This window comes from Chryseobacterium sp. ZHDP1, from assembly GCF_018603435.1.
GTDB classification, from domain to species: Bacteria; Bacteroidota; Bacteroidia; order Flavobacteriales; family Weeksellaceae; genus Chryseobacterium; species Chryseobacterium indicum.
Genome location: NZ_CP075682.1, coordinates 242,810 through 266,173 on the forward strand (window position 1 = coordinate 242,810; position 23,364 = coordinate 266,173).

General features: G+C 34.1%; 23 protein-coding genes. 7 read left to right on the top strand and 16 right to left on the bottom strand.

Features of this window, described 5'->3' with window-relative positions; all coding sequences use genetic code 11:
• Positions 1–79 precede the first annotated feature (79 nt).
• The 4 genes from KKI44_RS01005 to KKI44_RS01020 all read right to left on the bottom strand — a co-directional run bounded on the left by KKI44_RS01005 (position 80) and on the right by KKI44_RS01020 (position 2,783).
• Entirely contained in the window at positions 80–1,141 is a 1,062-nt protein-coding gene (locus KKI44_RS01005; protein WP_214589442.1) for a reverse transcriptase family protein, read from the bottom strand.
• 166 nt (positions 1,142–1,307) lie between these two features.
• Positions 1,308–1,622 carry a hypothetical protein gene (locus tag KKI44_RS01010; RefSeq protein WP_214589443.1) on the bottom strand — a complete coding sequence of 105 codons (315 nt, stop codon included), beginning with the start codon at positions 1,620–1,622 and terminating at the stop codon, positions 1,308–1,310.
• Positions 1,623–1,632: 10 nt separating this feature from the next.
• On the bottom strand, positions 1,633–2,469 hold the full coding sequence (locus KKI44_RS01015) for a hypothetical protein (RefSeq protein ID WP_214589444.1): 837 nt from the start codon (positions 2,467–2,469) through the stop codon (positions 1,633–1,635).
• Between the two features lie 50 nt (positions 2,470–2,519).
• Complete coding sequence (locus KKI44_RS01020) at positions 2,520–2,783, bottom strand: helix-turn-helix transcriptional regulator (RefSeq protein ID WP_214589445.1); 264 nt, start codon at positions 2,781–2,783, stop codon at positions 2,520–2,522.
• A gap of 122 nt (positions 2,784–2,905) precedes the next feature.
• On the opposite strand from KKI44_RS01020, the gene KKI44_RS01025 reads away from it, so the two are divergent.
• A complete protein-coding gene (locus KKI44_RS01025) occupies positions 2,906–3,478 on the top strand; it encodes a hypothetical protein (protein WP_214589446.1) in 573 nt (190 codons plus the stop codon).
• 39 nt (positions 3,479–3,517) lie between these two features.
• Here KKI44_RS01025 and KKI44_RS01030 read toward each other — a convergent pair whose 3' ends face one another.
• The 10 genes from KKI44_RS01030 to KKI44_RS01075 form a co-directional block, all read right to left on the bottom strand.
• Positions 3,518–4,165, bottom strand: a complete 648-nt coding sequence (locus KKI44_RS01030; protein WP_250902129.1) for a response regulator transcription factor — start codon at positions 4,163–4,165, stop codon at positions 3,518–3,520.
• A 1-nt stretch (position 4,166) separates the two neighbouring features.
• Entirely contained in the window at positions 4,167–4,895 is a 729-nt protein-coding gene (locus KKI44_RS01035; RefSeq protein WP_214589447.1) for a sensor histidine kinase, read from the bottom strand.
• A gap of 507 nt (positions 4,896–5,402) precedes the next feature.
• The gene (locus KKI44_RS01040) at positions 5,403–6,839 is read right to left on the bottom strand and encodes a hypothetical protein (protein ID WP_214589448.1); all 1,437 of its coding nucleotides are present in this window, start codon (positions 6,837–6,839) and stop codon (positions 5,403–5,405) included.
• Positions 6,840–6,850: 11 nt separating this feature from the next.
• Positions 6,851–9,655 carry a hypothetical protein gene (locus KKI44_RS01045; RefSeq protein WP_250902130.1) on the bottom strand — a complete coding sequence of 935 codons (2,805 nt, stop codon included), beginning with the start codon at positions 9,653–9,655 and terminating at the stop codon, positions 6,851–6,853.
• A 6-nt stretch (positions 9,656–9,661) separates the two neighbouring features.
• The gene (locus KKI44_RS01050) at positions 9,662–10,465 is read right to left on the bottom strand and encodes an Fn3-like domain-containing protein (RefSeq protein WP_250902131.1); all 804 of its coding nucleotides are present in this window, start codon (positions 10,463–10,465) and stop codon (positions 9,662–9,664) included.
• A gap of 80 nt (positions 10,466–10,545) precedes the next feature.
• Positions 10,546–11,091 (bottom strand): peptidoglycan-binding protein LysM, encoded by a 546-nt coding sequence (locus KKI44_RS01055; protein WP_214589449.1) that lies wholly within the window; start codon positions 11,089–11,091, stop codon positions 10,546–10,548.
• A gap of 197 nt (positions 11,092–11,288) precedes the next feature.
• A complete protein-coding gene (locus KKI44_RS01060) occupies positions 11,289–11,834 on the bottom strand; it encodes a peptidoglycan-binding protein LysM (protein ID WP_214589450.1) in 546 nt (181 codons plus the stop codon).
• 199 nt (positions 11,835–12,033) lie between these two features.
• Positions 12,034–12,579 carry a peptidoglycan-binding protein LysM gene (locus KKI44_RS01065; RefSeq protein WP_214589451.1) on the bottom strand — a complete coding sequence of 182 codons (546 nt, stop codon included), beginning with the start codon at positions 12,577–12,579 and terminating at the stop codon, positions 12,034–12,036.
• Positions 12,580–12,657: 78 nt separating this feature from the next.
• Positions 12,658–13,203 carry a peptidoglycan-binding protein LysM gene (locus KKI44_RS01070; RefSeq protein ID WP_214589452.1) on the bottom strand — a complete coding sequence of 182 codons (546 nt, stop codon included), beginning with the start codon at positions 13,201–13,203 and terminating at the stop codon, positions 12,658–12,660.
• A gap of 200 nt (positions 13,204–13,403) precedes the next feature.
• On the bottom strand, positions 13,404–13,946 hold the full coding sequence (locus KKI44_RS01075) for a peptidoglycan-binding protein LysM (protein WP_214589453.1): 543 nt from the start codon (positions 13,944–13,946) through the stop codon (positions 13,404–13,406).
• A gap of 567 nt (positions 13,947–14,513) precedes the next feature.
• Between KKI44_RS01075 and KKI44_RS01080 the strand changes: the two genes are divergently transcribed.
• Positions 14,514–18,413, top strand: a complete 3,900-nt coding sequence (locus tag KKI44_RS01080) for a response regulator (RefSeq protein ID WP_214589454.1) — start codon at positions 14,514–14,516, stop codon at positions 18,411–18,413.
• A 519-nt stretch (positions 18,414–18,932) separates the two neighbouring features.
• Here the strand turns inward: KKI44_RS01080 and KKI44_RS01085 are convergent.
• Positions 18,933–20,471, bottom strand: a complete 1,539-nt coding sequence (locus KKI44_RS01085; protein ID WP_214589455.1) for a hypothetical protein — start codon at positions 20,469–20,471, stop codon at positions 18,933–18,935.
• A 642-nt stretch (positions 20,472–21,113) separates the two neighbouring features.
• On the opposite strand from KKI44_RS01085, the gene KKI44_RS01090 reads away from it, so the two are divergent.
• The 5 genes from KKI44_RS01090 to KKI44_RS01110 all read left to right on the top strand — a co-directional run bounded on the left by KKI44_RS01090 (position 21,114) and on the right by KKI44_RS01110 (position 22,860).
• A complete protein-coding gene (locus tag KKI44_RS01090) occupies positions 21,114–21,278 on the top strand; it encodes a hypothetical protein (protein WP_214589456.1) in 165 nt (54 codons plus the stop codon).
• Between the two features lie 101 nt (positions 21,279–21,379).
• Positions 21,380–21,592 (top strand): hypothetical protein, encoded by a 213-nt coding sequence (locus tag KKI44_RS01095; RefSeq protein WP_214589457.1) that lies wholly within the window; start codon positions 21,380–21,382, stop codon positions 21,590–21,592.
• A gap of 282 nt (positions 21,593–21,874) precedes the next feature.
• The gene (locus KKI44_RS01100; protein WP_214589458.1) at positions 21,875–22,126 is read left to right on the top strand and encodes a hypothetical protein; all 252 of its coding nucleotides are present in this window, start codon (positions 21,875–21,877) and stop codon (positions 22,124–22,126) included.
• Positions 22,127–22,163: 37 nt separating this feature from the next.
• Positions 22,164–22,643 (top strand): hypothetical protein, encoded by a 480-nt coding sequence (locus KKI44_RS01105; protein ID WP_214589459.1) that lies wholly within the window; start codon positions 22,164–22,166, stop codon positions 22,641–22,643.
• Entirely contained in the window at positions 22,621–22,860 is a 240-nt protein-coding gene (locus KKI44_RS01110) for a hypothetical protein (protein WP_214589460.1), read from the top strand. The genes KKI44_RS01105 and KKI44_RS01110 overlap by 23 nt, the downstream gene beginning before the upstream one ends.
• On the opposite strand, the gene KKI44_RS01115 is transcribed toward KKI44_RS01110, so the two are convergent.
• The gene (locus KKI44_RS01115; protein ID WP_214589461.1) at positions 22,857–23,264 is read right to left on the bottom strand and encodes a hypothetical protein; all 408 of its coding nucleotides are present in this window, start codon (positions 23,262–23,264) and stop codon (positions 22,857–22,859) included. The genes KKI44_RS01110 and KKI44_RS01115 overlap by 4 nt on opposite strands.
• Positions 23,265–23,364: the final 100 nt, after the last annotated feature.

Below are 23,364 nucleotides of genomic sequence, written 5' to 3' on the forward strand. Positions count from 1 at the left end.
AAATCTCGGTTCCTGTGGAGATTAAGTAAGTTTGAATATGAAGTTTGAAATCTCGGTTGTCTGGGATTTTTTTGTTTAATTATTTAACTTTGTTATAAATCTCTTGCAAATCTTTTTTATATTTTTTTAATTCTAAATCATCAGGATTAAGATTTAGACCGTATTGTATTCTACCTAATAAATGAGGAATGTAATTTTCTCTTTTTTCTTGAATTCTTTCTAAATGAGATTCTATTCCAAATCTATTTATAAAATACATTTTTTGTCTAATTTCATTTCTTTGTTGCTTAGGTAATTGCATTTTATTATTAACAACTACACCGGAAATTATCTGTGGTATATTTTGTTTCATAAAATTTACTTTCTTAGGATTTAGTTTTAAACCTAATTTTTCTAATTCTTTGTTTACAAAATCAATAATATCTTCTGAAGGAATTTTGTCACCTGAAAATGCTAAATCATCAGCATAGCGAGTATATTTAATTTTATTGTTGCAGAATTTACCTATATTATTATCAAAATCTTTTAAAATGAGGTTAGATAAATAAGGACTTGTTGATGCGCCTTGTGGAAGATATCTTTGACTGTCATCAAATTTTTCTTGTTTATCACAATATGTCGTTAGAGTTGACAGATAGTAGCTTACTTCGTCAGAATATCCTAATTGTAAAAAGAAATTTTTAATCAATTCAAATTTGATTGAAGGAAAAAAATCCTGTAAGTCAAGTGTCAATATTTCTTTTTCATTAACATGATATTTCAAATACTCTATTATACTCTTTTTTGGGATATAACTTTTACAATATTTACTCACTTTTTGAGTATATAATATCTCTTTTAAAATAAAATTTTGTATCTCTTTTAAGCTTGGTAGTGGCTCAGATATAGATCTTAAGTTTCCATTTCTTTTTTTTATCTTAAAATGTCGATAAAAAAAACTTGTTGAAATCATTGACCTTGTAAGATAACTTTGACTATATCCAACTAATGCGGACAAGTGATTTATACTATAAATCACAGGAAGATTTTTATTAAGTAAAGGTTCTGAATACTTAAGACATTTTTCAATATATTCTTCAGAATAACCACTTGAAATGGCTAACTCAGTAAATTTTTTTTTATAGCTATTAGTTTTTTCCATATTTAGATTTCCTTTAGCTGGGAGTATTAGAAATTACCAATACTCCCATAGCGGAAAAATGAGCTTTAACGGAACAAATACCTACTGGATTTTGTTACGTTATAAGCTCATTGAGCTTGAAAATAAGTTCCCAATAAGGGGTAGAAGACATCTCATCCCAATATTTTTAAAAAGATAATTCTTTTAAATTAGGCAAATATATAAAATCTTTATCTATTTTTTTTATTTTAGATTTATTTTCTTTGATAATCCAATTATTTTTATCTCTTTCTTTAAAATCTTCAGTTAGTGTTGAGAGAAGTTGTGTACCAATTTCGGTTAGTACAATATTGTCCTCTATGTATTCTGCATAATTATCTGCTATCACTTTACATGTCAAGTCTGCAATTTCAGAAAATCTCAGTCCTTCATGAGTTAATCTTTTTACATTGCCATTGTTTTTAATGATTTCTAGCAAAAGATAAATGTGTTTATTTTTCATAAGTCATAAGTTATTCTCGTGGAAAAGGTGGATATAAATTAGTACTTTTCTTATATTCATGCCAAAATATTGGAAATGTATTATCAGGAGTTCTAAACATTGTAATAAGTCCTTCAGATTGTTCATATCCTAGTGAAAAGTTTCTTCCCGAAATCAACTTTGTTTCCAAATTTATCATAGTTTTAATATGTTTCTCTTTGTCAGGACTAGTATAACAATCAGATATTCCTCTTTGTACCTGATCAATATAGAATAATGGAGAATTGATTTTAGGTATTGTATCATATTGAATAGCTATTGTAGAAATTATGATTTTTTCTTCTAATTCTGGATTAATTTTAATAATTTCGGCAATACATGCAAATAATGTTTGTCCAGATCCTATATAATCATCAACTAATACTAAATAGTCATTTTGTTTTAAATTTAGATCAATAAGTTCTTCAAATAATGTTAATTCATCAAACTTTATATGTTTGGCTTCTTTTATAAAAGGTTTAATGCCTTTAAACATATAAGAAACGGTATTTCCACTTTTGTTCTTTTTTTGATCTTCTGGTTTAATTATTGGGAAAGTATAAAATTTATTTATAGGTATATCAGGCTTAGTTAAAATAAGTTCTAAAAGTTTTTTAACCTTAACACCATAATCATTAAGTGATAGCCAACTATATCTTTTGATTAAATCTAAAAATAATTCATATTCATCTTCTGATTCGATTAACAATTCAGACAAGTTGCAAAGACTTTCAAATACGTAATCATTACTTTCATAATTAGACCAATTTTTTTCTTCAAATATTTTTTTTAATTGCATTACAAATTGCAATCCAACCTTTTTATCCATTTAGTTGTATTAGTTTTAATCTAAATCTCTATGGTATTTTTAGTCTTAGATTAATCTTTGTTATTAAAATACTTTATATTTCCAAAAAATTCTTCTAAGGTAATCTCCTTTTTTCGACAAATTCTGATTAAAGTTTTTAAGGACATATTATAATCAGTCTTTGATGTTCCTAACGCAATATTTTTAATTCTTCTTATGGTACTTTCTTCTACACCACATTTTGACGCAAAATCTCTTTGCGATTCCGCTTTTGAAATCCAATTAGTGTAAATGTATTTGCAAATAGAAATGATTACGTCTTTTTCATCGTCCATATTAACAAATTAAAAGAAAGAGAAAAAAAACAGTGCGGTTTTCTGTGCGCAATGATGAAATATTATTACATTTGTAAAATAAGTTACATAAGCAAAAAATAAAAACACAAAACCTTCTTCATATGAAAAAGAATAACATAGACTTTGAATCCCGCTTTTGGTGCGGTCGGAAGAAACATTCCGCACTTTCGCTGATGGAAGTATTTTTCCAGTTTCATGATTTGTTAACCGCCAAAAAACATCTGAATCTCATCATGCAATACGCCGCACAGCGCAAAACACGAATTCCGGAAGATGCTTCCGTTATCTTTTATTTTCACCAGTCGCTCCGGTCGTTTATTCGGGCAGGATATTCCCTTAGAAACAAGCGCGGAAAATGGCTGGTTCCTGAACTTTCGGAACATAAAAATCCGATGTTACAGGGATCGCTGTCGGAAAAAGAATATTGCGATCCGGCAAAAGTTTTCCGGAAAGCCTTTAAAAAATACCGTCTCGAGGAATTCGAAGAGTTTCTGTCGGAAGTCGTGTATTTCTCGCTCGGAACTTTCAATAATGTACCGGAGCGCAATATCGTAGATCCGTATTTGCACCTCATCAAAATGCTGGATGCAGCATGGCTGATTCTGGAACGGGAAAATAACAAAAAGAACTTTCCGTATGAGCAGCAGCAGACCGCTGAACTTCAGTTACCGTAATACAGCCCATTACAATCAATAGGAAAATAATACACTGTTTTACTTATTGTATAACCTAAGAATTTCCACAAGTTCGGGGATGGATCGTATTTTCAGCTTATCAAACAATCTGTTTTTGTAAGTACTGATGGTGGATGAATGAAGATTCAGCTGGTTAGAAATTTCTTTAAGAGGAATGCCTTCTGCAAGCTTATTGGCAATTTGCAGTTCGCGGTCAGACAGCATTTCAAAGGAAGAGTTTTTTGGCGAGCCGCTTAAGGTTTCAAAAAAGATTTCTTCTTTTATATTATCGCTTACATATCTGCCTTTACTCAGCATCGCCGATAAAGCAGTCTCAATTTCTTCGGTGGAGCTTTGTTTGCTCAGATATCCGCCGGCGCCCATCTTTAGATAACGCATCCCGTACAGCACTTCGTCCTGCGAAGAAAATATTAGAATTTTAAGTGAAGGCTGATGAATTTTTATGTAATCTATTGCTTCCTGAACTGTACCATTAGGCATATTAACATCCATAATTGCCAGATCCAGTTCTTCTTTCTGGATCGTTTTGTACATAGATTTATAATCTTCTACTTCTAAAATTACGGCATCGGGCCTGAATCTTTTAATCGTCTGGATCAGCCCCATTCTTACAATACCGTGATCGTCTGCAACAATAATACGAACGTTAATTTTTGAACTCATCATTTTATAAATTTACAAAAAAAAGGGTGACTGTAGTTCCTTTATTTTCAGCAGAAATGATTTTGATATTTCCCTGCAGCAAGGATATAAAATTTTTAACAATTTTCAAACTTAATCCAACTCCTTTCTCGCCTGCAGTCCCCAGAAATATGGGATTATCATAGGTGTAAATTGCAGATAAATACTTTTCATTCATCCCTGTTCCGAAATCTGTTACCGAAAGTAAAACCTGATCGTCTTCTGTACTTGCCTGTAAATAAATATCCTGTTCCGGAAGGGAATATTTTACCGCATTGTTGAAAATTTTATCTAAAACATATTTCAGCAGCAGCACATCGGTTGTAATAAACGCGTTGTGATCTCCTTTAAAATGAAAACTGATTTTTTTCTCTTTTAATCTGGCAGCGTATTTTTCTTCTAAATAGTGATAAAGATCTGTTACTGCAATCTTAACGGGATTAATCTTAAAATCTCCGTATTGTGTTTTTAGCCAGGTGGTGCTGTCCTGTATGGTTTGCAGATTTTTCTGGGTGTCGTTTTTTATCTGTGGCAGCAGCTTAAAAAAATCTGCCTCGCTTATGGTTTGCTGTTCCAGCGATTTTATAAGCCAGAGAAAATTTCCAAACAGTTCTTTTGAATCATGAGATAATATGGAGATCAGTCCGTTCTTGAAATTGAGTTCATTTTCCAGTCTCTGGATTTTTAATTGCAGTTCGTTGACAAGGTCATTCATAAATTCAATATCAAATATTTTAAAAGCTGTTTGAATTATTTGTTGTAAAAAGGCACAAAAATATTCTATTATATAAGCATAAAAATATATAGTTCAGTCCTTTCTGCCAATATTTGGCAAGTTATAAAAAATATCATAATTAGTAAAAGGAAAATTCAAAAGGATTTGATTTAAATCATAAATTAAATGTCCTGATTCATAAAAAACGTATAAATTTTACGCAAAATCCCTTTCCATAAGGGTTTTCTTCCTGATGAACTATGGATTGGATTAACGGAAAGTGGTAAAAATGTAAAGTGAAAAATATCAACAGATTATTGATATCAGGCATCTGAATGATGCAGAATAGAACGCTGCACGCCGAATAGGCATCCATTTGTTTCAAAAATTATGAAGGGAAAACCGGAAAAGCAGTGTAATCCGGCAGATATAATGATATGCTGAGCCGGCAATTGATGACTGCTGTTAAAAGTGCTCTAACGTGAAGCGTTATTTCAGAAAGTATTCTTAAATCGCCGTAAAGCTGTAATAAATATTGATAGAGTAGGTGGTGTTTTCTTTACCTACTAGACTTTGCGCACGAGCGGGAGGTATCGTGTATGTTACATTCAGTCCCCGATCCAAAACAGGTGTACCGTTTAAGAGGATTTTTTGGGGAGTTTTGGATAACGGAACCGTTACAGGACTTCCGTTTATACCTATTTGCAGGATGTTGGAATTGATGTCGGTCTGCAGACCTGCTTTCTTGAAATAATTTTCGTCTGATTTTACATACAGCTCAAAACTTTCGTTATTAGACAGTATAATTTGGTTGGGAATCGTTTGTGACTGTCCGTTGGTATAATGCTCTGCTGTATTGAAATTGAAATTTACATTTCGTCCGGAACTCGGAATAGTGATCTCGGATAAAGGAAGAACCTTTAACTGAACGGCTGTATTTTGTAAATTGTTAATTGAGTTGTCTGTACTTTTGGCATTGAAGTTCAAATCAAACGTGTAAGTTCCGGCTTCAAAAAAAAGGTTTTTAAAATCGTCTGCAGACACATAAAGCTGCGGAATGAAGCTGTTTCTGTTTCCTGCGGCAACAGTAAAGTTAGCAGCAGAAAAATTCTGAAAATCTGCCGATAAGGCTTTGGTTGTAAGGGCGGGTCCGTTGCTTCCCAATTTAACGGCTGCAATATTTCGGGTTCCCGGAACTCCTTTGGAAGAAGTAAACTGAATATTTGTGGCAGCAGCTTTCGCCCAAAAATTAAAATCAACCGTATTCGCGATTTCCGTATTTCCCAAATCCCATACCTTCGTGTTTGTAGTACGGTAGTCATTTAAAGAAGATACTTCAACATATTTTGTTAAAGATGAAGTGAGCCATCTGATGGTTTGCGGAATAACTAAAATTGTTTTAAAATTAATCGGTGTAAAATCATTATAATTCTGAGTGATATCCATGGAGTAATTTCCTGCCCGAAACGCATTGGCGGTAAACTGGGCAGCCGGTATTTTAAATGTAAAATTGATGTTCCCCCGATTGAATCCTCCTCCGAAGAATATGGATGAAGGCGGTTCATACCATTTTACAGGGCTTGTACTAAACGACTGAAAACCGGGCAAAGATCCTGAATATCCGGCAGACGGAAGCTGTCCTCCCATACTTTCCAACTGCCAGAGAAGAGTGGAGCCTGATAAAGTAGATGAGGAAGAAGAGTGGGTAAAAGCTGCTCCGGAAACAGAGGTAAATGTAGGAGCTATCGGAAGTAATCCCAAAAAGGCATAATCCCAGTTTGTTCTGTTGGCGTTCGTCATTACCCTTGTAGGAACTGAGGTAAATTCAACCCTGTTTAAAATATTATTCTCAGGAATCGACAGATACACGTCCTGAGCTTTTATGGCTGTAAATCCGCAGCATACGGTAAAAATTCCTGTTAAAAAAGCTCTCATCGTTTTCATACCTTCTAAATTTAAAACTTTTTCACCTTAATGGTGGTGTCTTTCTTCTTATATTCAAAAACTACGGTTTGTGAATACCCTTCTTTTGTCACCTGAATAGTCTGGGTAGGCAGAGTATAGGTATATTTGTCATTTTCAATATAGAGGTCGTATTTTCCGTCTTTCAGGAAGAATTCAAACTCATTTTTTTGGTTAACTACAGCAGTATGAATTTCTCCGTCTTCACCTTTTGCATAAACCACAATTCCGGTTACATCTGTTTCCAGAACATCATAGGCCTGTTTAATTTCTTTTAATTTTCCGCTTACCCTGATGTTTTTTACCAGACCCACTTTGCGGTTGATGTTGCTGTCTACCATAATTACAGGATCCATCATTAATCTTGCACCTGCATTTTCATTCACTTTCAGGGTATAAATGCCTTCAGGAACATTCTGGAAAATTACTTTTCCGTTCTTATCCGTAATCGCTACATAATTGTTCAGTTTCACAATTTCACTGGCAAGTACAGATTCTCCGGCTTCCAGAAGTCCATTGAAATTTTTATCTTCAAATAACTGGAACGTCACTTTATGATTTCCGGGCGCTGTAGCTGCGGCAAAATATTTTTTAATTCCTATTCTGAACTGGTAGTAATTGCCGGAGCTTCCATAAGCGGCCGTAGATTTATAACCGGAAAAATTAAAATAACCTGTGCTGGACCACGAAGGCGAGATCTTATATTCCAGATTACCGCTTACATTGCTGTTCAGGTTTGTGTAGAGCTCCGAATAAGAAGTTCCGGCAGAAAAAGATCCCGACAAATTGTTATTCATCATCTGGAAATTATACGAAGCATAAAAATTGTAGTTCGCAAAATTACGGTCTGCATTGTAATAAGAATTTAAATCAAAAACACTCGTTGCGTTCCATTGGGCGGTTCCGTTTAGGGAAAAAGATTTATATCTGTAGGACAGAGTTGTTTTCAGACTGTTGAACCAATCGTCCTTATTGTTGTCTTTTGAATAAGAATATTCCGCTGTTAAATTCAATCCGTGAGAACCAAATGTAGCATTGATGTTGGTTTCAAGCCGGTAAGAAAAAAGCTCCTGCGATGTATAAAAATTCGCTGTTTTTTGCCTTTCAACCTTTGGAGCCAGTAGAAAATTCCATTTTTTTAAAGAAAACTGATAACCTGATCCCAAAACTTCTGTACTGTTGAAATAATAACGCACATTAGAAGTATTTCCGGGCTGGATCGGCGCACTCTGGAAACTCAGGAACTCCGGGTTTACCTGCGAATTCTGATATTGTATGAAAGCGCGCTGCGAATCTGAAAACTGACGGCTGATTCGCTGATTTGTGATAAAAGAACCTCTTTTAATCCCCGCATAACTTTTGGAGGCAAAGGAATTAATAGATTGTACATCCCATTTTCCTATTTTTCCCTCGTAATTGGCAGCAATTAAAGCTCCTGTGTTCTCATCTTTGTTAGAAAGTCCTTTTTCGTGGCTAAGACCAGCTTCTGTACGGATGACATGTTTATCATTAATTAAAAATGATGTTGTCGCGTTTGTTACCTGTGTATCTACGTTAAAGCGCGGATCGTGATCGAATATATAAGATACTTTCCCGGTGAAAGATTTAGCATTCCCAAAACCATATTTTGCTCCGGCTATTGTAGATCCTTCAGTTTGTTTGAAATAAGTACCATACAGATTATAATTATTTTCCAGTGCAAGAACTTCAAGCTGATTATCTTTACCAAATCTGGTCGAAACTTTTCCGCCTCTTCCGAAAACAGGGTAATCGTAATCGTTGCCGTTAACATTTCCCACCCGTAATACGGTATTTTTTCTCTCCAGTTCCAGCCAAGTATCATACAGATTATAACGCCCGTCTTCAAGATAGTAATCTGCTCCCATATTGAAGCGCGATTTTAAATTCTCACTGATCCTGAATGCGGTGTTTCCTCTTAATTGAAGATAATTGAAGCCTGAACTGTTTTCATTATAGCTGAGTTCGGCAAAATTACTTCCGTTCACGGCTTCATTTCCGCGGGCAATTTGTCTGTTGTGCGATAAAATCACCAGATAGAGCGTGTTGCTTCCCACAATTTTATTATCAAGCAGATCTGTGGCGATTGCATTAATATTGAATTCCGGATAAAGCGTATTCTGTTGTCTGACTCTGATTTTGATTTCAATGGTTTGTTTCTCTAATCCTTCCAGAGTTACGATTTGCTGTTTGGGCATCATTTCCAGACCATCCGGAATGGATTGTAAATCGATCTTTACGGTTCGCTTACTGTAGCCCTGATTTTCCGCAATCAGCAGAATTGACGATTCGGGCAAAGCCGGATTAATAAAATTTTCGTAGCTGGCTGTGTAGATTGCGATGTTTTTGTTCTCTTCTTTTTTAACAAAAAATGAGGCGCTTTCAGTTTTGGTAACCGCCGGAGTGGCGTAAGAAATATTGAATCTGATCTCATTGGATCTCATTTTCATAAAATCCAGATTGGCGATCAGTTTCACAGGAAGATTTTTAGACTGTCCTGCGCTTAAGGTAAAGTCGTTTTTGGGATAGAAAAGCAATCCCGGATATGTTTCCTCAGGTGTGATATTCTGAATGGTAATTGCTTCAGAGCTTTTATTCTCGATCACTAAGAAATCAGTAAAAGTTGAACCCTTCTCAACAGCTATACTGTCAGTCTCAAAATGGATCTGAATATCCTTCTTTTCCTGAGCAAATGCCAAAGAAAAGTGCAGAAGAACCAATAAAAAAGATAAGAAGGTTCTTCTTAGGATTAATTGTGATATTCCATTTTGTGATTTCAAGACTTACTATTTAAAATTAAAGTTTTTTTCGCCTACGCGTAAATCGTTAGATTCTGCCATTTTGATAATTGCTACACCAAGGAAGTTGCCGGAAATGTTTTCGGGTAAAGAAAACTGAACGGTCTGATTGGTATCGGGAAGCATGGAGATGGAAATTGGAGTCAATTTTATTTCCTTACCACTGTCTTTGTCGGTTAGTTCAAACTCAACGGTTGCATCATTGATGGTATTCCCGTCATTATGGATGTTTACTGCGACTTTTCTTTTCGCTCCATTTTCACTATTCACCTCTGAGATGTTGGTAATATCCAGACTTTTTACATGATTCCCCGGTGGAGTGTAAAAGATGTGAAGTCCCACTTCAAATAGGGTGATGATACCAATACCATTCTGAATACGTGTTTTATCTGCCTGCTGAGGAAGCTGCGTGAAAAACAACATACTGTTGGTAACATCAGACTTGGATGCGTTTGCAGGAATCTGCATGGTTACTACAATCTCCTTTGTACTTCTTGCAGGAACGGTTACTGTGTTTTCCAGAGTTGAAATCCAGGATGCATTGGACGTTTTTGAACTGCCCGGATCAAGATAAACCTTATTTCCGTCTTCTTCTCTAACCCAGTCTTTATAGTTTAGATTAAAAACATAATCTTTCTCCGAGCTGTTTTGAAGTGTGACTGTTCTTGTCACTTTTTCTCCCGGATTACCGGTGAAAAACAAGCGTGTAGGAGACATAGAGATGCTTTGTGCCAGAATTGAAGAAGATCCTGTGATTATCAAGAAAATGAAAAGATAGATAAACTTGTTCATGGTGAAAATTGTTTAAAATAAAGATTCCCAAAACTACTGAAAACGTAACAAAATGCCCCTTACAAACTAAAAAAAAATTATTATAAAGCTGTTGCAGTATAAGTTACTGTCTGTGTGTACGTTCCTGCCGGCTTACCTAAAATGTCGGAAGAAGAAGACTTTGCTGCCGGAATGGTGTAGTCCAAATTCAGTGTTAATGCGCTTCCAAGCGGAGCATTTGATACTAATGTCTGATCTGTTGAAGATAAAACAACAGCACTTTTTGTTCCTCCCATAGTTCCGGGAGCTGCAGCTGCTTTAATTGTCAATACGCTGACAGGAATTAGGTTGGTTCCATTCACGAAATTCGTACCTCCTGCTTTTACTTTCACATTAAAATTCTTTGTTGAGGTAACTTTCAATGAGTTGGCTTTGGTAACGGTTTGGTCAGAATTGTAGTCTGTTGAAGTAGCGTAGTTGAAGTTAACAGTGTTACCAATTGCAGTACTTCCGGCATCAATAGAGATTACATCGTTCAGAGTAATGTTTACGGTTGTTGTTGCAGTTGTATTCTGAGCCTGAACATTGTTGGTTCCTAATATACTTGCTCCGATTGTTAAGGCTGTGATTGCAATTTGTTTTATCATGATATTTATTTTTAATTTTTATTCTTGTTAATTTGTTCTCTTTTGAACACTACAAATTTATGTCGGCGAAAAAATTTTCTCTGTAATGTAAGCTGGAAGTTGATGTAGTAAAATAACTACAGGATTATTCTTTTCTTGAATAGAAAACCCTCAACACTTAGAAAGGTATTGAGGGCGTATATAAATTTGTGTTTTTATTATAAAGCCGTTGCAGTATAAGTTACAGTCTGTGTGTACGTTCCTGCCGGTTTACCTAAGATGTCAGAAGAAGAAGACTTCGCTGCCGGAATGGTGTAGTCCAAGTTCAGTGTTAATGCGCTTCCAAGCGGAGCGTTTGATACTAATGTCTGATCCGTTGCAGATAGAACAACAGCACTTTTTGTTCCTCCCATAGTTCCGGAAGCGGTAGCTGCTTTAATTGTTAATACGCTGACAGGGATTAGGTTGGTTCCATTCATGAAATTCGCACCTCCTGCTTTTACTTTCACATTAAAATTCTTTGTTGAAGTAACTTTTAATGAGTTGGCTTTTGTTACTGTTTGATCTGAATTATAGTCTGCTGCGGTAACGTAGTTGAAATCTACAGTGTTCCCGATTGCAGTACTTCCCGCATCGATAGAGATTACATCGCTTAGGGTAATGTTTACCGTTGTTGTTGCGGTGGTGTTCTGCGCCTGAGCATTGTTAGTTCCTAAAATAAATGCTCCGATAGTTAATGCTGCGATTGCAATTTGTTTTGTCATGATAATGTAATATTTAATTTTTATTCTTGTTAATTTGTTCCCTTTTGAACACTACAAATGTATGTCGGCGAAAAAATTTTCTCTGTAATGGAAGCTGGAAGTTGATGTAGTAAAATAACTACAGGATCAATTATTTGTGTCAAATAGAAAAGCCCTCAATACTAAAAGTGTTGAGGGCGTATATAAATTTGTGTTTTTATTATAAAGCTGTTGCAGTATAGGTTACGGTCTGCGTGTACGTTCCTGCCGGCTTACCTAAGATGTCAGAAGACGACGACTTTGCTGCCGGAATGGTGTAGTCCAAATTCAGCGTTAATGCGCTTCCAAGCGGAGCATTTGATACTAATGTCTGATCTGTTGAAGATAAAACAACAGCATTTTTTGTTCCTCCCATAGTTCCGGGAGCGGTAGCTGCTTTAATTGTCAATACGCTAACAGGGATTAGGTTGGTTCCATTCACGAAATTCGTACCTCCTGCTTTTACTTTCACATTAAAATTCTTTGTTGAAGTAACCTTCAAAGAGTTGGCTTTGGTAACGGTTTGGTCAGAATTGTAGTCTGTTGAAGTAGCGTAGTTGAAGTTAACGGTATTGCCGATTGCAGTACTTCCTGCATCAATAGAGATTACATCGTTCAGAGTAATGTTTACGGTTGTTGTTGCAGTTGTATTCTGAGCCTGAACATTGTTGGTTCCTAATATACTTGCTCCGATTGTTAAGGCTCCGATTGCAATTTGTTTTATCATGATATTTTAGTATTTAATGATATGCGCCCTTAATACTTTTCTAGGTGTTTAGGGCGCGTATGAATTTCTGTGTTTTTATTATAAAGCCGTTGCAGTATAAGTTACGGTCTGAGTGTACGTTCCCGCCGGTTTACCTAAGATGTCAGAAGACGAAGACTTCGCTGCAGGAATTGTATAGTCCAAATTCAGTGTTAAGGCACTTCCAAGCGGAGCGTTTGATACTAATGTCTGATCTGTTGAAGATAAAACAACAGCACTTTTTGTTCCTCCCATAGTTCCTGAAGCGGTAGCTGCTTTAATTGTTAATACGCTAACAGGGATTAGGTTGGTTCCATTCATAAAATTAGCACCTCCTGCTTTTACTTTTACATTAAAATTCTTTGTTGAAGTCACTTTTAATGAGTTGGCTTTTGTTACTGTTTGATCTGAATTATAATCCGCTGCAGTAACATAGTTGAAATCTACAGTGTTTCCAATTGCAGTACTTCCTGCATCAATAGAGATTACATCATTTAGGGTAATGTTTACCGTTGTTGTTGCAGTGGTGTTCTGCGCCTGAGCTTTGTTAGTTCCTAAGATGAATGCTCCGATAGTTAATGCTGCGATTGCAATTTGTTTTGTCATGATATTTATTTTTAATTTTTATTCTTGTTTATTTGTTCCCTTTGAACACTGCAAATTTATGTCGGCGAAAAAATTTTCTTTGTAGTGGAAAACGGAAGTTCATGTAGTAAAATAACTACACGATCAATTATTTGTGTCAAATAGAAAAGCCCTCAATACAAAAAGTGTTGAGGGCTTATTTAAGAAAAACTGACGTTTACTTACAGTGCAGTGGCTGTATAAGTTACCGTTTGTGTATAGGTACCTTTAGGTTTTCCCAGAAGGACATTCGATGCTTTTTGTGCTGAAATAGAATAAGTAATATTTAGAGATTGTTTTGCGCCTGAAGCGGCGTTACTTACCAGCACCTGATCGGCTGTAGATAAGGTGACCTCATTGAGAGTTCCGGATAAACTTCCGCCGGGTATTGCTTTTACCTGTAATACATCTACTGGAATTACGTTGGTGCCGCTTACAAAGTTTGCGCCCTCAGATTTTACTTTTATATCAAAATTTTTAGAGGAAATGATGACTAAGCTATTGGGAACCGTCACATTTTTTGAAGAATTATAATCTGCTGTATTCGCATAGTTAAAATCTACAGCGTTGCCTGAAGCAGCAGTTCCCATATCCATTGAAATAACATCTGCTAAAATAATATTTACTGTTGAACTGGCGTGATCAGAATTTTGCGCCAAAACAAGATTGGTTCCTAAAGCAACTGCTCCCAGAACCAGAGCGGAGATAAAGATTTGTTTTTTCATGATTGGGTGAATTTGAAGGTGTATTAAATAATATTCATTTAAAATGAACTATACTAACAAACTTAATCTACATTAAATTTAAGAACATTATATGAGATAACCAAGATTTTTATGTTAAATATAAATGTCATCAGATTCGCATAATTACTCTTTTGATTAATCTTGTAATTTGCCATCTTGCGTAATAAAACTTTCTCCACTGGCTTTAAGCTCTTTATAAAATTTAAGCTTTAAAATCTTAAGATGCTTCTGTCTTTTTAGATGATTTTTGTAGAGATAATAAGATAACCTGCTTCAGAAAATTACGAATACTTAATATAAAAACATCTTCGATGATCTGTTCGTTAATTAAGCTCATTAAAAAAACAGCGAAACAGGATTGAAACTTTGTTCTGCATCTGAGATTTGCATATAAAAATAACATTTACGAATAAAATGCCAGAAGCCTTTTAAAAAGTAATTGCTTGTCTCGTTGTTGTGAGATATAATGCTCATATTTGCCAAAAAAAACTTTTTATATAAATTTTCTTATTATATTTAGATTTATAATGATTTATGGTTAATAATATGAGTGATTATATGGTTCCTGATAACGAAAAAGAAAGGATGAAAAAGCTGGAACTTTTTGATTTGTTGAACTTATCTAAAGATTCTCAGCTGGACGTTTTTACAGAAACAGCATGTCTTATTTCCGGCTGCCAAAATGCGCTCATTGCCATTATGGAAAGCGAAACCCAAATGATACAAAGCTGTATCGGGATATCTCTGGATAAAGTAGACCGTAAAAATACAGTCTGTCAATATTCTGTTGCTACAGGACAAACGATCGTTATTAACGACACTTTATCAGACGAAAGATCATCTGGCAATCCGCTGATTATTGAAGCGGGTATTCGTTTTTACGCGGGAGTTCCGCTTTTGGATGACGAAGGTTTTGCTTTAGGGACACTCTGCGTTTTCGATTACGAGCCGAAATCATTATCTAAAGAGCAGATTTCTACTCTTAAGAAATTAGGAGAAGCAGTTACCAGACTTTTAATGGCTAAAAGAAAAAATGTTCACGCAGAATATTTTCAGCAGATCTTTACTATTTCGAATAATCCTATTTGTGTACTGGATGATAATCTGATTATCAAAGATATAAATCCGGCTTTTGAAAAGGCATTCCATCTTGAAAACAACAGCAAGCCATATCATCTTGATTTTTTAAAACTTCTGGGAGATCAGAGTGAAGATATTAAGCTGAAAGTCAGAAATTTTCTTCAGAATGGTGAAGAATTGATGATAACCACTTCTACAAAGATGAATGAAAGCCAACAGGTAATCATCGAATGGTATATGAAACGGAATCATAGTCATTCTGAGATTTTTTGCTTCGGAACCAATATTACTCAGCATATTGAGGAGAAACTGCAGCTGGAAAGATCGGAACGCCGTTTCAGAAGCTTTTTTGAAAATGCTATCGGACTGATGAGTATGCATGATATGGAAGGTAATATTCTTGAGGTCAACAGAAAGGGCAGAGAAATTTTGCATTATTCTGAAAATGAAGTTGCCGGATTGAATTTAAAAGATCTTGTCCCCGAAAAAAACTGGAAGCTGCTGGAAGATTATTTACAGAAGATTAATCAGAATAAGGAAGACATTGGAACAATGATCCTGAAAACAAAGGAGGGAAAGGAGCTTGTCTGGATGTATCATAATAGAGTGGAGATCAATAGGGAAGGACAGCCTTATGTATTAAGTACGGCACTTAATATAACGGAAAGGATGATGTTGGAAAGTGACCTTTTGTACACGAAAAAAATACTTGAGCAAACAAGTGCTGTTGCTCAGGTAGGAGGATGGGAAGTGAATCTGAAAAATAATTCTGTATTCTGGTCGCAGACGACAAAAGAAATTCATAGAATAGATCCGGGGCTGCAGCCTGATTTTGAAAGTGCCTTGCAGTTTTATAAAGAAGAAGACCGGTCCAGAATGAGATTTTTATTCGAAAGAGCTGTATCAGAAGGAATAGCCTATGATGAAGAGTTTCAGCTTATACGTAATGATGGCGTTATGATTTGGGTTAGGGTAAAAGGAATTCCGGAATTCGAAGATGGTGTATGTACAAAGATTTTCGGAATTATTCAGGATATCAATGCTTTTAAAAATATATATCTGGAACTGGCAAGAAAAGAAGCAATGCTGCAGTCTTTTATAACTTACGTACCCACTGCGGTTGCCATGTTTGATAAAGACCTTAATTATATATCCGTAAGCAGCAGCTGGAAGGATGAATTTCATATGAATCATCTTGATCTCATCGATCAGAATATTTTTACAGTTTCACCCAATGTCCCGAAAGAAAGGAAAGAGATTTATCTTAATGCATTAAGAGGAAAGACCTATAAAAACGAAAACTTTGTGCTGGAGCAGGAAGACGGTCTTCAGTATTATAACCTAGAAGTAAGACCATGGTATCTTTCAGACGGAGTTACTGGTGGGATCATTATTTCTGTACAGAATATAAGCGATACGGTAAAAACAAACAATGAACTGAAGGATGCCAAAAAAATGGCCGACATTGCAAGCAAAGCAAAATCAGAATTTCTTGCCAACATGAGCCATGAGATCCGTACGCCGTTAAATGGCGTGATCGGCTTTTCAGATCTTTTATTAAAAACTCCGCTTAACGAGATACAAATGCAGTATCTCAACTATATTAACGAATCGGGGGAAAACTTACTTACGATCATTAATGACATTTTAGATTTCTCTAAAATTGAATCCGGAAAAATGGATCTTTTGATTGATAAAAGTAATGTTTATGATATGGTAAGCCAGGTCATCAACGTGATTCTATATCAGTCCCAAAAAAAAGATATAGAATTATTGCTGAATATTGAACCCGGTTTACCGGAAACGATCCTGATTGATGAATCCCGAATGAAGCAGATCCTTATCAACCTCTTAGGAAATGCTGTAAAATTTACAGAACAGGGAGAAATAGAGCTGAAAGTAGAAAAACAATGGATGGATCATGAGAAAATACGGCTCCGTTTCGCAGTGCGGGATACCGGAATTGGAATACCCGTTGAAAAACAGCAGTCTATTTTTAATGCTTTCACACAGGAAAACAGCTCCATCAGCAAACGTTACGGAGGAACCGGACTCGGGCTTACCATTTCAAATAATATTCTGGGCTATATGGGAAGTGAACTCAGGTTAAACAGTACACTTCACAAAGGATCTGTATTTTTCTTCGATATCGAAGTGCCGTATGAAATGTCTGCGGCAAATAAAGATGAAGAACTGAAGATCAGCAAAGTACTTGTTGTTGACGATAACGAAGCAAACAGAATCATTCTGCAGCATATGCTGGCTTATAAAAATATAGAATCCAGGCTGGCTGCGAATGGGATGGAAGCTTTACAGATTTTGTTAGCGGGAGAACGTTTTGATATTATTCTCATGGATTATCATATGCCTGTTATTTCCGGGCTGGAAACGATTGAAAAAATTAAGGGGTTATTTAGTAAACAGAAAGAAACTTCTCCGTTGGTGATCCTTCATACATCTTCAGAAGAACATGATGTTATCAACTCCTTCCGACAGGAAGAAAACTCGTATTTTTTATTAAAGCCGATTAAATCCGAAGATCTATATAAAACTTTAAGGAGGGCAACAGAAAATAATGAAAAACAATTGCCGACAGCTACGGAAACAAAAACAGAACCTTCTTTATATGCGCCTGGTCTTCATGTTTTATTAGTGGACGACAATCCTGTGAATATGCTGCTTAACAGCAGAATAATGCAATCCCTTATTCCTGATGTAGAGCTTACGGAAGCTGTAAATGGACTGGAAGCACTTGAAGAATGCAGAAAACAGAACTTTTCTCTTATCCTGATGGATGTCCAGATGCCGGTAATGGACGGTATTGAAGCAACAAGGGAAATTAGAAAACTTCCGGAATATCAAACAATTCCTATCCTCGGAGTAACAGCCGGAACAACATTTGGAGAAAAAGAAAAATGCCTGCAATCCGGGATGAATGATTTCCTTCCGAAGCCTTTACGTCAAGCTGAACTTTTGGAAATGTTGAGCAAATATATTTCGGAAAAAGAAACGGATGTGGAGCATGATGTAACTGCTGAAAGCAACCTAGATATGGACTTTTTACAGCAGCAAACAGGTGATGATGAAGATTTCAAAGGGATATTTTTAAATCTGGTGGTTACCGAGCTTACTCAGGCAGAAAATAATATAAAGCGGTCTGTTGCAGAAAGAAATATGGATGATCTGAAAAAAAGTCTTCATAAACTGAAGGGAACAGCCGGAACAGCCGGATTGATAAAACTTTCGGAAAAGGTAATATACTGGGAAAATAAGACTGACCAAAATGTAGATTTTTCAATATTACACGACGAAATAATTCAGGAAATATCAGCCGGATTGCATATAATAAAAACATTAATGAAATAATAAAAACCAAAATTACATTTATATTTTAGTGTTCCTGCTTATTTTACCCGTTCAATCAAATGCTTCATACTGAAATTTTACTGTTTAGGCGGGTATGTGATATAGGTTTCCTGAGGAAGAACTAATTACGAGGAATGTTAAATAAAAAAGCGCCAACTGTTTTTAGTTGGCGCTTTTGGGTTTTTGTGACCTTAACGAGCGTATCTTCAAACACTTTTGTCGATGATCTGGTTCGTTTGAGCTAAATTAAACAGGAATTGGCTATTCCAAATCTAGCATTAAATTTCTCGTAATTAAGAAGATTTTTTGCAATATAATTTTAAATAGTTGAAACAATCTAAATTGAAATAGTTTTACTTTATTTTACTTAGATTGGCTTCCTCCTTTTCATGGAAATTTTACGAAGAATATTTTAATTGTACGTTGTTAATAGGATATAAGTAAAGATGAAACGTGGTACATTTAATTATACAATTACCTAAAATTAAATATCGATCCAGTATTTTAAGGATATTATAACTACTTTTTAAGTAATTCTCTAGCTTCTTCACGAGATGATTCCCTTATGTTATTTTTTAACTTATTAATTACATCTATATTATTAGAAGATTTCATTGTATTAGTATTCAATCCTTTATTCATTTCAGTTTTGGCTGCTCCTTGACTTGCTAATAATGCTGCTTTTAATTCTGCATATTTTTCAAATAAGTGCGAGTTAATCAAAGGAGACTTAACATTTATTTTTTTTGATGTATTTGTCCTATATAAATTATTATTCATAGAGTGACAAGTAAAACAATTCATTCCTTCTGCTTGGAATGTGGTTTCCATAGTGACATTTGCTAAATCTAAACTACCAAAACTTTGCCCATTACCGGTACCATATGGTTTTGATAAATCTCCATCTAGCAACTCATTAATTGGAGCATTCGTTTTTGACCATATAGAGCCTACAAATTTATAGTTCGCCCATATTTTAACTTTATCATTCGTAAGGGCTTTTTTAGCTAATTCGTTACTAGATTTAATCATTGTAGCAAACTCTTTATCTTCTTTAATAACCTCCATTCCTTGAGATGCCTGATTGTATCTAACTCCTTCAGGGTAGGATTGAAATACTTTATTTTTAACTTTTGGAGTAAGGGTGGTTTTATCTTGAATAATTCCATCTTCTGTATTTCCAACAGCGTTTCCATCGAATAATGTGTATTTATCTGATTTAGAATTTACAGGGTCTCCATGAAAACTTGTTCTATCTGGGGCTAAATCTCGTTGATCAAAAGTTGACCACACGCCTTCAGGGTGCTCTGCTGTAACTGTAAATATATGAAAGCCAATCATAGACATTCTTTTTAGCTCAGCGTTATTATAATTTTCGTGCAAATTTTTATCAGGTTTATTAACAATTGCAGTTATATTAAACGTTTTAGTAGAATCTACTACTTGAGATGTTTCTATCCAAGCTATTTTAATTTCGGTAGCACCAACTGGATATTGATTTTTACTCTCACGAATAGAACGCTTTAAGCTGTCATTTTTTAGTATTTCAGCTGCTTGGCTAATAATTAATGATGCATCGGCTGAATGAAACATCTCTAATATTCCGTCATTAGCATGTATCGAATATCTTACGAGAGAATTGCTCTTGCTGCTCAATTTTGTTCCGTCTGCTTGTTGATACAAATCTAAAATTAATGGTAATTTACCATCTTTTATGTATGAAGATGGTAATCCTTTCTTTTTTAAAGAATCTATTTTTATTTCTTCACCAAAATCATTAACCTGTTTTAATTCTTTCATAAATACAGGAACATTATCTTTGGTATTTGACGTTAACCATAAAAATTTTTGCCAAGACCAGTCAACAAACATTTGATCATTGTTAAGAACTATGGTATCGACTGTATTTTTAATTTCGTTATTCTTATTGTAATCTTCAAAAATACTTGCTAAACTTGTTTTAGTATTAGAGTAAGTTTCTTTTTTACAAGATGTAAGCCCCTGTAAAATTGCCGCTGTAATGCTCAAAAGCATCAGTTTTTTAAATTTTAATTTCATGGTTATTTAAATTATTAGTTTTAGTTGATTATATTTTTAAAATTGCAATAACATTCTTTAGTTATAACCAGGGTGATTATTAAAAAATTATTACACTGTTTTACAAATCCCATTTTATACAATATAAATTGTAAAATTTTAGTCTGAAATTAATTTCCCACTTAGGAACTCAAGGATGTTCCCATATGCTCAGTTAGCATAATAATAGTTACTAACATCATGACTAAATTATGACCAACAGATGAAAGCATAGGGAAAAACATAAATCCCCAACCTGTGCTAATAGGTTTAGTTGATACTTTATTAATAAAACAATATTAATATAATTTCTGTAAAAATAATTCAGTATTATTACTGAATTTTGAATTAATTTATTATGGAATGGTTAGTAAATTTTCGTGTGGTATTTAATTGAATCTCTTATCTTGTAATTTCATGAACTTCAACTAAGTTGCGGAAAATTATTGTATACAAAATTTCTGTTAAGGAACTAAATCGAGTACTTTTCTGAAAGATTAATTTAAACAATCAATTAATTAATACAAATTTCTCAGATTTGACTTGGATAAATTTAATGAACTCTTTAAGCTTTAAAATGTTTAAGCTGGAATATAATCCGGTTATAAAGAATTAATAAAGGAAGTGCTTTTAGATAACTACAAACAATTTACTAGCGATATTGAAGACAAAAGAAAATCAGTTTCAAAAGAAATTAATTTGCTTAACGAAAAGGTATCAAGTGCACGTGATAAGTATGTTGCAGATAAATTAGATGAGGAAGACTATATAAAGAAATCAAAAAAGTAACAAAATTGTAAATAGAACAACTTGAGCAGGAGCTATAGCTGATAGATTCAGAAAGTAAAGAATTAGATATAAAGACCAAAATAGAAAATGCGCTTGATTCAATGGAAAACCTGGAAAACCTTTATCAGCAGGGCGATTTACAAACAAAGAGAACGATTGGATGTTTGATATTTCCCCAAAAAGTCGAATTTGACGGAAAAAGTTTTCAAACACCTAGAATGAACATTGTCGCTCAGTGTATCTATCAATATAACAAAGGATTAGGAAATAAAAAAACCGACATAAGAGAGTTAAAACTTCTAATGTCGGTGTAGTGACCTCGACAGGATTTGAACGTTTTTGAAAAACAATGTCTAAACGCTTTATTCATCGGATGTTTCAATTTAGCGGAATTCGTGTAGTGACAAAATTAGGACAGTCATTTTAGCACTGAATTTTAACCTACAGTCTCAAAGTTAATATTTCACATCTATTTGAACAAATATTTGTACAAAAGTTCAATAAGTTCTATATTTGTTCAACAACTTTTCATGTCCTTTTACTTTTTTTTTAAGGTTTATATATTTGGAACCACTTTTAAATTTTAATTATAAACAATGAAAAAATTAATTTTATTAGCGGTTGTATTAACTGCTGTATCTTGTGAAAGGGATGATGAGAAAGTAGGGGAAAATATTCCTGAAAAAACATCAAAAATAATTAACAAGACCATAGAAAATGAAAAAACTTCTAGCAAAACTGCTTCTGACACCATATTTGTCAAGAATATCTCACCAGATGCTGGATTTGAAATCACAGACCCAATTGATGATGTCGACCCTAAAGACATCACTCCTCCAAGAAGGTAATAATTTCAAACAAAGGTTATCAGATTTATATAAAAGGATGAAGATCTTTCTTTCAAAGTATAGTAGGAGCATTAAAATTATTGCTTCTACTACTTTTTTTATAATTGCTTCATTACTTCCTTATACGGATGTTTTTCTAGATTTTTTTATAGATACTCAGAAAATTAAAATGAATCGTTTTCCTAACTTAGCTGCTGCTATATGGAGTTACTCGATGCCTATCAGTAATTTACTTGTCTTATATATTGCTAAAAAATTTAATCCTTGGTGGCCCGCATATATTTTCCCAATTTACGTTAACATTACGATGTTATGTGGATTTTTATTTTTAGATTTAAATATAAATATTGATTCTGTTTGGCTTTTCAGAGGTGTTACATTAAGTATTAGTCTTCTACTTTTTGCTACATGGAAGCTTTATTTAGACGGATATTTTAAAACACATATTGCAGAGGACAGAGTTGACTATGAAATTAAAAAACTAACAGAATTAAATGATGACCAAGGAAAAGCTTAAAATTTGTAATGAGTTGTATGCAATAGCGAAAAAACAGTTTGAGACAGGTGTTATAACAAGACAAGAATATCTTGAAACTTTAGTCTTAATAAGAAGTAAATTAGATGATCTGAAAAAAGGGTTTGACAAAATCGAATTTCCTTGTAAAACCTTTAATAAGCCAATTTTAGAAATAAATGTAAAAGAAACAGTAAATTTTGTTTTATCGATGAATTAAGACTTCTTACTTAACTTACTTTCAATAGATTTTAACTCTTCCGGACTGGAAGAGTTTTTTATTATCTCCATCATAATTTCCTTATCAAGTTCCATAACTCCAATTATATTATTTAAGCCTTCAACCATATCAGTAAGTTTATCAAGCTTATCATTTAATGTAATTAATGTAATAGGAGTATTCTGTTGGCTTTCGAGACTGAGAATAGCTTCCTTTAGTTTTTCGAGATTATTGATACTCGGTTTTTTGCTTCTACCGTCTAAAATCTTGTCAATACCGACATGAGATAGGCCTGAAAATTTAGATAATTGATAACTAGATAGTTTATGTTCTTTAACTTTCTCTAAAATGAAAGTTAATAAGTTGTTTCTAATGTCTTGATTATCAGTTTCTTTAATATTCATCCTAAAAATTTTACAAAAAAAGTTTAAATAGTTACAAAAAGTTCATAAACTTTTGTTACTTTTGTATAAAGGTTCAAACAAATGTACGAATATTTGTTCA

Coding starts and splice junctions, on each gene's coding strand:
- KKI44_RS01040 (WP_214589448.1), bottom strand. CDS start 6,839: ATGAAAACGATGAGAGCTTTTTTAACAGGAATTTTTACCGTATGCTGC.
- KKI44_RS01065 (WP_214589451.1), bottom strand. CDS start 12,579: ATGATAAAACAAATTGCAATCGGAGCCTTAACAATCGGAGCAAGTATA.
- KKI44_RS01115 (WP_214589461.1), bottom strand. CDS start 23,264: ATGAATATTAAAGAAACTGATAATCAAGACATTAGAAACAACTTATTA.
- KKI44_RS01075 (WP_214589453.1), bottom strand. CDS start 13,946: ATGAAAAAACAAATCTTTATCTCCGCTCTGGTTCTGGGAGCAGTTGCT.
- KKI44_RS01085 (WP_214589455.1), bottom strand. CDS start 20,471: ATGAAATTAAAATTTAAAAAACTGATGCTTTTGAGCATTACAGCGGCA.
- KKI44_RS01095 (WP_214589457.1), top strand. CDS start 21,380: ATGGAAAACCTGGAAAACCTTTATCAGCAGGGCGATTTACAAACAAAG.
- KKI44_RS01015 (WP_214589444.1), bottom strand. CDS start 2,469: ATGGATAAAAAGGTTGGATTGCAATTTGTAATGCAATTAAAAAAAATA.
- KKI44_RS01050 (WP_250902131.1), bottom strand. CDS start 10,465: ATGAACAAGTTTATCTATCTTTTCATTTTCTTGATAATCACAGGATCT.
- KKI44_RS01010 (WP_214589443.1), bottom strand. CDS start 1,622: ATGAAAAATAAACACATTTATCTTTTGCTAGAAATCATTAAAAACAAT.
- KKI44_RS01060 (WP_214589450.1), bottom strand. CDS start 11,834: ATGACAAAACAAATTGCAATCGCAGCATTAACTATCGGAGCATTTATT.
- KKI44_RS01100 (WP_214589458.1), top strand. CDS start 21,875: ATGAAAAAATTAATTTTATTAGCGGTTGTATTAACTGCTGTATCTTGT.
- KKI44_RS01080 (WP_214589454.1), top strand. CDS start 14,514: ATGAGTGATTATATGGTTCCTGATAACGAAAAAGAAAGGATGAAAAAG.
- KKI44_RS01070 (WP_214589452.1), bottom strand. CDS start 13,203: ATGACAAAACAAATTGCAATCGCAGCATTAACTATCGGAGCATTCATC.
- KKI44_RS01055 (WP_214589449.1), bottom strand. CDS start 11,091: ATGATAAAACAAATTGCAATCACAGCCTTAACAATCGGAGCAAGTATA.
- KKI44_RS01020 (WP_214589445.1), bottom strand. CDS start 2,783: ATGGACGATGAAAAAGACGTAATCATTTCTATTTGCAAATACATTTAC.
- KKI44_RS01025 (WP_214589446.1), top strand. CDS start 2,906: ATGAAAAAGAATAACATAGACTTTGAATCCCGCTTTTGGTGCGGTCGG.
- KKI44_RS01105 (WP_214589459.1), top strand. CDS start 22,164: ATGAAGATCTTTCTTTCAAAGTATAGTAGGAGCATTAAAATTATTGCT.
- KKI44_RS01035 (WP_214589447.1), bottom strand. CDS start 4,895: ATGAATGACCTTGTCAACGAACTGCAATTAAAAATCCAGAGACTGGAA.
- KKI44_RS01110 (WP_214589460.1), top strand. CDS start 22,621: ATGATGACCAAGGAAAAGCTTAAAATTTGTAATGAGTTGTATGCAATA.
- KKI44_RS01030 (WP_250902129.1), bottom strand. CDS start 4,165: ATGATGAGTTCAAAAATTAACGTTCGTATTATTGTTGCAGACGATCAC.
- KKI44_RS01005 (WP_214589442.1), bottom strand. CDS start 1,141: ATGGAAAAAACTAATAGCTATAAAAAAAAATTTACTGAGTTAGCCATT.